Origin of the sequence: Pseudomonas sp. REST10 (genome assembly GCF_029542605.1) — a bacterium.
Classification (GTDB): domain Bacteria; phylum Pseudomonadota; class Gammaproteobacteria; order Pseudomonadales; family Pseudomonadaceae; genus Aquipseudomonas; species Aquipseudomonas khazarica.
The window spans coordinates 3,087,054-3,096,172 of sequence record NZ_CP035677.1; the positions used below are offsets into that span (position 1 = coordinate 3,087,054).

Annotated in this window: 9 protein-coding genes; 4 read left to right on the top strand and 5 right to left on the bottom strand. The window is 64.7% G+C overall.

What is annotated here, in order from left to right:
* Positions 1-55: 55 nt before the first annotated feature.
* Positions 56-1,375 carry a Na+/H+ antiporter NhaC family protein gene (locus EWH21_RS14620; RefSeq protein WP_277698674.1) on the bottom strand — a complete coding sequence of 440 codons (1,320 nt, stop codon included), beginning with the start codon at positions 1,373-1,375 and terminating at the stop codon, positions 56-58.
* Positions 1,376-1,575: 200 nt separating this feature from the next.
* Here EWH21_RS14620 and EWH21_RS14625 point away from each other — a divergent pair, with 200 nt between their 5' ends.
* Together EWH21_RS14625 and EWH21_RS14630 are read left to right on the top strand one after the other, a co-directional pair.
* Complete coding sequence (locus EWH21_RS14625; RefSeq protein ID WP_277698675.1) at positions 1,576-3,720, top strand: methyl-accepting chemotaxis protein; 2,145 nt, start codon at positions 1,576-1,578, stop codon at positions 3,718-3,720.
* Between the two features lie 87 nt (positions 3,721-3,807).
* A complete protein-coding gene (locus EWH21_RS14630) occupies positions 3,808-4,404 on the top strand; it encodes an NAD(P)H-dependent oxidoreductase (RefSeq protein WP_175254246.1) in 597 nt (198 codons plus the stop codon).
* An 18-nt stretch (positions 4,405-4,422) separates the two neighbouring features.
* Here EWH21_RS14630 and EWH21_RS14635 read toward each other — a convergent pair whose 3' ends face one another.
* Genes EWH21_RS14635 through EWH21_RS14650 form a run of 4 tightly spaced genes read right to left on the bottom strand, consistent with a single transcriptional unit; the run spans position 4,423 to position 7,023 of the window.
* The gene (locus EWH21_RS14635; protein WP_277698676.1) at positions 4,423-5,736 is read right to left on the bottom strand and encodes an ATP-binding protein; all 1,314 of its coding nucleotides are present in this window, start codon (positions 5,734-5,736) and stop codon (positions 4,423-4,425) included.
* On the bottom strand, positions 5,733-6,401 hold the full coding sequence (locus tag EWH21_RS14640) for a response regulator transcription factor (RefSeq protein ID WP_047591371.1): 669 nt from the start codon (positions 6,399-6,401) through the stop codon (positions 5,733-5,735). Before EWH21_RS14640 ends, EWH21_RS14635 begins: the two co-directional genes overlap by 4 nt.
* Positions 6,401-6,715 carry a PepSY domain-containing protein gene (locus EWH21_RS14645; RefSeq protein WP_179554366.1) on the bottom strand — a complete coding sequence of 105 codons (315 nt, stop codon included), beginning with the start codon at positions 6,713-6,715 and terminating at the stop codon, positions 6,401-6,403. Before EWH21_RS14645 ends, EWH21_RS14640 begins: the two co-directional genes overlap by 1 nt.
* A complete protein-coding gene (locus tag EWH21_RS14650) occupies positions 6,715-7,023 on the bottom strand; it encodes a PepSY domain-containing protein (protein ID WP_150605591.1) in 309 nt (102 codons plus the stop codon). Before EWH21_RS14650 ends, EWH21_RS14645 begins: the two co-directional genes overlap by 1 nt.
* A gap of 146 nt (positions 7,024-7,169) precedes the next feature.
* Here EWH21_RS14650 and EWH21_RS14655 point away from each other — a divergent pair, with 146 nt between their 5' ends.
* Together EWH21_RS14655 and queD are read left to right on the top strand one after the other, a co-directional pair.
* Positions 7,170-8,249: a patatin-like phospholipase family protein gene (locus EWH21_RS14655; RefSeq protein ID WP_047591377.1), complete on the top strand. Its 1,080-nt coding sequence runs from the start codon at positions 7,170-7,172 to the stop codon at positions 8,247-8,249.
* Positions 8,250-8,382: 133 nt separating this feature from the next.
* Positions 8,383-8,739 (top strand): 6-carboxytetrahydropterin synthase QueD, encoded by a 357-nt coding sequence (queD, locus tag EWH21_RS14660; protein ID WP_003461315.1) that lies wholly within the window; start codon positions 8,383-8,385, stop codon positions 8,737-8,739.
* Positions 8,740-9,119 lie beyond the last annotated feature (380 nt).

The window sequence follows — 9,119 nt, forward strand, 5'->3', positions numbered from 1 at the left end:
CAGGAGTTAAGCGACAGGATGCGCGCAGAACTTAATCCGGCGCATGTGCAGACCCTTACAGCAGCATAGCGGCGGCCCAGCCGAACACCAGCAACGGCAGGTTGTAGTGCAGGAAGGTGGGCACCACGCTGTCCCAGATGTGGTTGTGCTGACCATCGGCGTTCAGCCCCGAGGTCGGCCCCAGGGTCGAGTCCGATGCTGGGGAGCCCGCGTCCCCCAACGCCCCCGCCGTGCCGACGATGCTGACGATGGCCAGCGGGCTGAACCCCAGCTGCACGCCCAGCGGCACGAAGATCGCGGCGATGATCGGGATGGTCGAGAACGAGGAGCCGATGCCCATGGTCACCAGCAACCCCACCAGCAGCATCAGCAGCGCGCCGACCGCCTTGTTGTGGCCGATCAGCGTCGCCGCCCCGTCCACCAGCGTCCTGACCTCGCCCGTGGTCTTCATCACTTCGGCGAATCCTGCTGCGGCAATCATGATGAAGCCGATCATGGCCATCATCTTCATGCCCTCGGTGAACAGCCCATCCGCCTCTTTCCAGCGCACCACGCCGGACACGGAGAAGATCACGAAGCCGGCCAGCGCGCCGATGATCATCGAGTCCAGCCACAACTGCACGACGAACGCCGCCGCGATGGCCATCCCCGCGACCAGCAGGCTCAGCGGGTTGTATTGCACGTCGACGCGCTCGGTCTGCGCGACCCGCTCCAGGTCATAGACGCGCTTGCCGCGATAGCTGAACAGTACGGCCACGAGCAGGCCGAAGAGCATGCCCAGCGCCGGTATGGCCATGGCATGACTGATGTTGATGCCACTGACGTCGACGCCGGACTTGGCGACATTGGCCAGCAGGATCTCGTTGAGGAAGATGCCGCCAAAGCCGACCGGCAGGAACATGTACGGGGTGATCAGGCCGAAGGTCAGCACGCAGGCGATCAGACGGCGATCGAGTTGCAGCTTGCTCAGCACATAGAGCAGCGGCGGCACCAGCAGCGGAATGAACGCGATATGGATCGGCAGCAGGTTCTGCGACGAGATCGCCACGGCCAGCAGCAGCCCGATCAGCACCCACTTGAGTGCACCGCCACTGCCCTCCTGCTGTTTGCCGACCAGCGCCAGGGCCCGATCCGCGAGGGCATGCGCGAGGCCGGATTTGGCGATCGCCACAGCGAAGGCGCCGAGCAAGGCATAGGACAAGGCGACGGTCGCGCCACCGCCCAATCCCTGGTTGAAGGCATTCAGCGTGCCCTCGATTCCCAAGCCACCCAGGAGCCCCCCGGCCAGCGCCCCGACGATCAGCGCCACGACCACATGGACGCGGCAGAGACTGAGGACCAGCATGATGCCGACAGCGGCGATTACAGCGTTCATAAAGCGTATACCTGCAGGTATGCCGGCCCTGGCCGGCGCAAAAAGCCGCGTACTCTGCCGTATGCGGGCTATCCTGTCAAAATGGGTTGTCGTTCATAATTTCAAGCAATGCGTGCATAATTTCGACCGGGTGCAATAGTAGTCAAGAAAACTGCTTGGGCACCGATAACCGCATTAGTCCATGTAGAAAGGAACGCACCATGCTGTTCAGTCGTCTTTCGATCCAGTGGAAGATCACCCTGCTCGCCGGCCTGTGCCTGCTCGCCATCGTCACCTTGCTGGTGGGCGCTTCGCAGTTCCAGTCCAGCCGCAGCGCCAACCTGGTACGCGAAGCCAGCTCCGGGATGCTGGAGGAAAGCGCCAAGCTGCGCCTGAAGGCCCGTGGAGAGCTACAGGCGATCCGCATCCAGCGCTATTTCATGGACGCCTACCAGTATGGCAAGGGCTTCTCCAGGCAGATCCTGTTCCTGCGCGAGCAGGCCGAGAAGCGCTTCCTCGATGCGTTCGACCTGCGCGAAGACCTCACGCGCCAGGTGCGCACCAGCCTCGAAGCCAACCCGGGCCTGCTCGGGCTGTACCTGGTGTTCGAACCCAACGCGCTGGATGGCAAGGATGAGCTGTTCGCCGACCAGGCCGAACTCGGCAGCAACGAGGTCGGTCGCTTCGCGCTGTACTGGTCGCAAGCCACGGTCGGTGAGCTGGAATCCGAGGCGATGACCGAAGAACTGCTCGGCGACACCACCCCCGGCGACAACGGCGTGGCCTACAACGCCTGGTACACCTGCCCCCGCGACACCCGCCAGGCCTGCGTCCTGGAACCTTACTACGACGACGTCGGCGGCCAGAAGACGCTGATGACCAGCATCGCCTTCCCCCTGGAGCTGAACGGCAAGATCATCGGGGTCATGGGCCTCGACATCAGCCTCGCCAGCCTGCAGCAGATCAGCCAGGAGGCCAACGCCGAACTGTATGGCGGACAAGGCCACGTCAGCATCTTCAGCCCCGGTGCCCTGCTCGCGGGACACAGCCGCGATGGCAGCCTGCTGAGCCAAGCCGTCGAGCGCGCATTCCCGGATCATTCCAGCGAGTTGCGCAGCCTGATCCAGGACGGCAAGGATGAGGAACTGAAGCATGGCGAGATGCTCCGCGAGCTCAGCCCGTTCAAGCCGATTCCCGAGGCCAAGCCCTGGACCGTCCTGCTGGAAGTGCCCCAGGCGGTGCTGCTGGAGCGTGCCATCACACTCGGCGCCGAACTCGATGCCAACCGTGCCCGCGACAGCCTGGCAGCACTGCTGATCGGCCTGGTCGCGGTCGTCGCCGGCCTGCTGCTGATGTGGCTGACCGCACGCGGGGTGACCCGCCCGATCCTCGGCGTCGCGGCCATGCTAAAGGACATCGCCAGCGGCGAAGGTGACCTGACCCGCCGTCTGGAATACGCCAGGCAGGACGAGCTGGGTGAGCTGGCCGGCTGGTTCAACCGCTTTCTCGACAAGCTGCAGCCCATCATCGCCGACGTGAAGAACAGCGTGATCGATGCCCGCGGCACGGCTGACCAGTCTGCCGCCATCGCCAGCCAGACCAGCGCCGGCATGCAGCAGCAGTACCGTGAAGTCGACCAGGTGGCCACCGCCTTCCAGGAAATGAGCGCCACCGCGCAGGACGTTGCCCACAATGCCGCGCAGGCCGCCGAAGCCGCGCGCAATGCCGACCAGGCCAGCCAGGAAGGCCTGCAGGTCATCGGCCAGACCACCAATAGCATCGAGCTGCTGGCCAATGAAATGAACGTCGCCATGCAGGAGGTCGAAGGCCTGGCCAGCAGCAGCGAACAGATCGGTTCGGTGCTCGAAGTGATTCGCGCCATCGCCGAGCAGACCAACCTCCTCGCCCTCAATGCCGCCATCGAAGCCGCACGGGCTGGCGAGGCCGGACGCGGCTTCGCGGTGGTCGCCGATGAAGTGCGCAACCTGGCCAAGCGCACCCAGGACTCGGTGGAAGAAATCCGCCAGGTCATCGAGGGCCTGCAGAGCGGCACCCGTGAAGTGGTCAGCACCATGCACAGCAGCCACCGCCAGGCGCAAGGGAGCGTGGACCAGGTCAGCCAGGCCGTGGCGGCGCTGCAACGCATCAGCCAGGCGGTCAGCCTGATCACCGACATGAACCTGCAGATCGCCAGCGCGGCGGAAGAACAGAGTTCGGTGGCAGAGGAGATCAACCGCAACGTCGCCTCGATCCGCGATGTCACCGAATCCATCAGCGCTCAGGCCGACGAATCCGCCCAGGTGAGCCAGAACCTCAACCGTCTGGCCAACCACCAGCAGAGCCTGATGGACCAGTTCCGCGTATGACGCCAAATCATCCCTGAACTGGCGGTGCTTTCCTTGCAACGCAGGCAGGCAATCGCCTAGCCTGCGTTCTTTTTCGGGGGAAGCAGCATGCTCAATATCGCCTTGGTCGCCGGCTCCAGCCGCAACAACAGCCAGTCGGGAAAGGTCGCTCGCGCAATGCGTCAGCGCCTGATCGAGCTGGGCCACACCAGCCACGAGTCCAGCAGCGTCATCGACCTGGGGCTGGCACCACTGCCGCTCTGGCCGGCGGAAGACACCGGCCCCTGGAACCTGTATCGGCAGCAGCTCGCGGCAGCCGATGCGCTGGTGATCATTGCCCCCGAGTGGAACGGCATGGCCTGCCCGGCGATCAAGAACTTCTTCATCTACGCCAGCAAGGCCGAGCTGGCGCACAAGCCCGGTCTGCTGGTGGGCGTCTCATCCGGCATCGGCGGCGCCTACCCCATCGCGGAACTGCGCGCTTCCAGCTACAAGAACTGCCGCCTGTGCTACCTGCCGGAGCACCTGATCGTGCGCCAGGTCGAGAAGGTGCTGAACGGCCCGCAAGCGGTGGACGAAGCCGACGAACGCATCCGTGGCCGCATCGACTATGCGCTCGACGTACTGGTGCGCTACGGCCACGCCCTGCAGCCGGTGCGCGAGGCGATCAGCTTCGACAACCCGGCATTCGCCAACGGTATGTGAGCGCCCCCGGCGCCTCGCTCAACGCCGGGGCAGACGGACCATCACCCGCAGCCCACCCAGTGGGCTGTCCTGCAATTCGATGTGCCCATTCCAGGCCTCGATGATGTCGCGCACGATGCCCAGCCCCAGGCCATGCCCCGCCACCTGCTCGTCCAGGCGGGTGCCACGGCCGAGCACCGCGTCGCGGCGTTCGACAGCGATGCCTGGCCCGTCATCGTCGACGCACAGGCGATAGCCGTCGGCATCTTCCTCCACCGTCAACTGCACCTGCTGCGCGGCCCATTTGCAGGCGTTGTCGAGCAGGTTGCCCAGCAGTTCCAGCAAGTCCTCGCGGTCACGTGGCAACACCAGACCAGGCGGTACCTGCCAGTCCAGGGACAGCCCGCGGTCGTGAATCATCGACAGGGTGGCGAACAGCCCCGGCAGCTCCTGCGCACAATCGAAACGCGCCCCCGGCAACACCTCCCCCGCCAGCCGCGCGCGGCCCAGCTCACGGCTGAGGCGCTGCTCGATCTGCTGCAGCTGCTCGCGCAGGCTGGCGCGCAACTGCGGGTGCGCGGCCAGCTCTTCGCGCCCGGCCAGGCTGATCAGCACCGCCAGCGGGGTCTTCAGGGCATGGCCCAGGTTGCCCAGGGCGTTGCGCGAGCGCTTCAGGGTGTCCTCGGTGTGAGCCAGCAGGTGGTTGATCTGCGCCACCAGCGACTCCAGCTCCTCGGGCACTTGCGCATCCAGATCGCTGCGGCGGCCCTGCTGCAGTTGCACGATCTGCTGGCGGACCTGCTCCAGCGGACGCAGTGCGCGGCGCACGGTATAACGCTGAGCCAGCAGCATCAGCAGCAGCGCGGCGCCGCCCAACCCGAGCCCGACCCACTGCATGTGGCGGAAGCTCTGCAGTATCGGCTGGTAGTCCTGGGCCACGCTGATCGACAGGTTCTCGCCATAGCGGCGGTAGTCGGCACGGTAGATCAGCAGCAGCTGGCCCTGCGGGCCGTCGGCCAGTTCGGCCTGCATGCCCGTGCCGCTTGGCTTGAGCAGCTCGCGATCCCACAACGAGCGCGAACGCCAGCTGCGGTCGGAGAAGTCGATGCGAAAGTAGTGCCCGGAGAACTGCCGCTGGAACGATGGATCGAGGCGCCGCTCATCCAGCTGCAGGCCTGAAGGCCCTCGTACCAGGGCGGTCAGCAGCCCTTGCGCCTCGTCGCGCAAGGAGTCCTCCAGGTAGGCACGCAGGCCACGGTCGAACACCCACAGGCTGGCCTGCGCCAGGACCAGGCCGGCCAGCAGCAGCGTGCCGGCCAGGCCGAGGCCAAGCCGACGCTGGATCGACCTCAACCGCGTTCTCCGGTGAAGCGGTAGCCCTGTCCGCGCCGCGTTTCGATCACATTGCGCCCGAGCTTGCCGCGCAAGCGATTAACATGCACCTCGATGACATTGGAGTCGCGCTCGGTCTCGCCATCGTACAGGTGATCGGCCAGGTGGCTCTTGGAGAGAATCTGTCCGGGATGCAGCATGAAGTAACGCAGCAGACGAAACTCGGCGGCCGTCAGATCGACCACCTCATCGCCAGCCGTCACGCATTGACGGCTTTCGTCCAGCTGCAAGCCAGCCGCCTCGAGCTGCGGCTGGTTGGCAAGACCATGCGCCCGCCGCAACAGCGCCTGGATGCGCAATGCCAGTTCTTCGGGATGGAAGGGCTTGGTCAGGTAATCGTCGGCGCCGGCCTTCAGCCCCTCGATACGCTCGGCCCAGGAACCCCGCGCAGTCAGCACCAGCACCGGCGTGGTCAGGCCGCCTGCACGCCACTCCTGCAGGACCTCGAGCCCCGGCTTGCCCGGCAAGCCCAGGTCGAGAATGATCAGGTCATACGGCTCGCTGGCGCCCTGATAGGCGGCATCGCGGCCATCCGCCAGCCAATCGACGGCGTAGCCTTGGTGATTCAGGCTGCTCGTCAGCTCATCGGCCAGGGGCACATGGTCTTCCACCAGCAACAGGCGCATCAGTCGTCTTCCTCGTCCTTCAGAACGCGCCCGTCGCGGGCATCCAGCTCCAGTTCACGCACCACACCGGCGGTGGTGAGTATCTCCACCTCGTAGACCAGCACGCCGTCCTCCTCCTCCAGCTCGGCTTCCAGCAAGGTGGAATCCGGGTAGGCCTGCGCCACATGCAGCATCAGTTGCTCGAAAGGCATGATGACCCCTTCGCGACGCAGGCGCAGCGCCTCGTCCTGATCGAGATCACGCGCCTGCCCTGGCACGCTGGCAAAGCCGCAGGCCAGTAGTAGCAGGAGCATGGTGGAACGTCGAAACTTCATCAGTCGTCCTGGTGATTCTTGAGCACGTCCCCGGTGCTGGCATCCAGCTCCAGGTCCCACTGCACGCCCTGGGCATCGCGCAGTTCCACCTGGTAGATGTAGCGACCGTATTCGTCCTCGAGTTCGGTTTCTTCGATGCGCGCGCCGGGGTGTTTCGCCAGGGCAGTCTCATTGAGCTGTTCGAAGGACTGAATGGTCCCCGCATCACGCAGGCGCAGCGCCTCGTCCGGGCCAAGGTCGCGCGCCTGGGCCATGGTAGCGGCGCTGGCGAGGGTGGCAAGTGTCGTGAGGGCGATCAATCGTTTCATGGGTCTCTCCAGCAGTGAATCAACGCTCACCACTCTAGGCCCAGGCACTTAATTCAAGCTGAATTCAGTGCAGTCATTCAGCTCATGAAGTCGCTTGGCCTGCCCGTCTGGAGCTTTATAATCGCCGGTTGCGAAAGGAGGCATCGATGAGCGCGATCCAGATCAAGTCCCCGGCCCTGACCCTCAAGGCCGGCCCCAGAGCGTTGGCACGCATTCGCCAGCATGGCCTGAGCCCGGCGGATGTCGGCATTCTGCCTGGCGCAGCTGGCGGCCCGAAGGGCATCGGCATACAGGGCCTGGACCTGGCGCTGTTCGGTGACTGGCTGGCTCGCGCACCTCGCGAACGCGCGCTGATCGGTGCGTCCATCGGCTCCTGGCGCTTCGCCAGTGCCTGCCTGCCGGACCCGGCCGCCGGTATCCGTCGACTCGGCGAGCTCTACACCAGTCAGCGCTTCGCCAAGGGCGTGAGCATGGCCGACGTATCCGGCAGTTGCCGCCAGATGCTGCATGAGCTGCTGGCCGACCAGGACGCCAGCATCATCGCCAACCCGCACTATCGCCTGCATATCGTCGTGGTGAAGAGCCACGGTCTGTTGCAGCACGACCACCGGGGCAAGCTCAGTCTCGGTCTGTCGTCGGTCATCGGCAACAACCTGCTGGCGCGGCAACGCCTCGGCAGGCATTTCGACCGGGTGATCCTGCATGATGCGCGGCAGACGACGCCGCTGGCGGAACTGAACGACTTTCGCTCGCACTTCCATGCCCTGACAGCCGAAAACCTGCGCCATGCTCTGCTGGCTTCCGGCTCGATCCCCATGGTGATGGAAGCGATCCGCGAGATTCCCGGCCTGGAACCCGGCGCCTATCGCGATGGCGGTCTGCTCGACTATCACCTCGACCTGCCCTACAGCGGGGACGATATCGTCCTCTATCCTCATTTCACCGACAGGGTGATACCGGGCTGGTTCGACAAGAGCATGCCCTGGCGCCGAGGCGATCGCACGCGCCTGCAGGATGTGCTGCTGCTGGCCCCCTCCCGCGAATACCTGGCGAAGCTGCCACACGGCAAGCTGCCTGACCGTACCGACTTCAAGCGCTACCTGGGCAACGACGACGGGCGTGAGCGTTACTGGCGCCAGGCGATGACGGAAAGCGCTCGCCTTGGCGACGAGTTTCTCGAACTGGTGGAGAGCGGCCGCCTGGCCGAGCGCCTGCAACCGCTGTGACACCCAATGCCACGGGGTACTGCCGCATCGAGCGCCCCACATGCGACCACTGAATGCCCAGGCTCACGGACAGACCTGATAAACTGCGCGGCCAAACGCCAGTCAGGCGAAATCATTACGCGAGCGCTGTTCAGTGGAATTGTTCAAAGAGTTCATCTTCGAGGCGGCCCACCGCCTGCCCCATGTGCCGGAGGGACACAAGTGCGGCCGCCTGCATGGCCACTCCTTCCGGGTCGCCATCTACATCGAAGGTGAAGTCGATCCCTATACCGGCTGGATTCGCGACTTTTCCGAGATCAAGGCGATCTTCAAGCCGATCTACGAACAGCTCGACCACAACTACCTGAACGACATTCCCGGCCTGGAAAACCCGACCAGCGAAGTACTGGCCAAGTGGATCTGGCAACAGGTCAAACCGCTGCTGCCGGAGCTGTCGCGGGTACGCATCCACGAGACCTGCACCAGCGGCTGCGAATACCGCGGCGACTGACAGCAGAAACGACAAAGGCCACCGCAAGGTGGCCTTTTTGTTTGTGGCCAATACGCCACTTGCTCACGCCCCGGCAGGATGCCGGTTTGCCGGTATAACCTGCAGCCCCCTCTCCCCTCGCCATCGCCCGCAAGCGGGCTCCTACGGGAATTTCGTATTACTCAGCCCAGGCGCGTAGCGTAGGAGCCGGCTTGCCGGCGATCACGTCCTGCAGGTTACCCCGCCACCCCCGCCACCAGTTGGCTCTGCCGCGCCCGACTTTCTGCCGCGCAAAGAAGAAACCCCAGACCTCGTTAGAGATCTGGGGTTTCGTATAGGAGCTTGACGATGACCTACTCTCACATGGTGAAGCACCACACTACCATCGGCGATGCGTCGTT

Bases quoted from the DNA above. Each gene is read 5' to 3' on its own strand.
- EWH21_RS14620 (WP_277698674.1), bottom strand. From the start codon at position 1,375: ATGAACGCTGTAATCGCCGCTGTCGGCATCATGCTGGTCCTCAGTCTC.
- EWH21_RS14625 (WP_277698675.1), top strand. From the start codon at position 1,576: ATGCTGTTCAGTCGTCTTTCGATCCAGTGGAAGATCACCCTGCTCGCC.
- EWH21_RS14630 (WP_175254246.1), top strand. From the start codon at position 3,808: ATGCTCAATATCGCCTTGGTCGCCGGCTCCAGCCGCAACAACAGCCAG.
- EWH21_RS14640 (WP_047591371.1), bottom strand. From the start codon at position 6,401: ATGCGCCTGTTGCTGGTGGAAGACCATGTGCCCCTGGCCGATGAGCTG.
- EWH21_RS14645 (WP_179554366.1), bottom strand. From the start codon at position 6,715: ATGAAGTTTCGACGTTCCACCATGCTCCTGCTACTACTGGCCTGCGGC.
- EWH21_RS14650 (WP_150605591.1), bottom strand. From the start codon at position 7,023: ATGAAACGATTGATCGCCCTCACGACACTTGCCACCCTCGCCAGCGCC.
- EWH21_RS14655 (WP_047591377.1), top strand. From the start codon at position 7,170: ATGAGCGCGATCCAGATCAAGTCCCCGGCCCTGACCCTCAAGGCCGGC.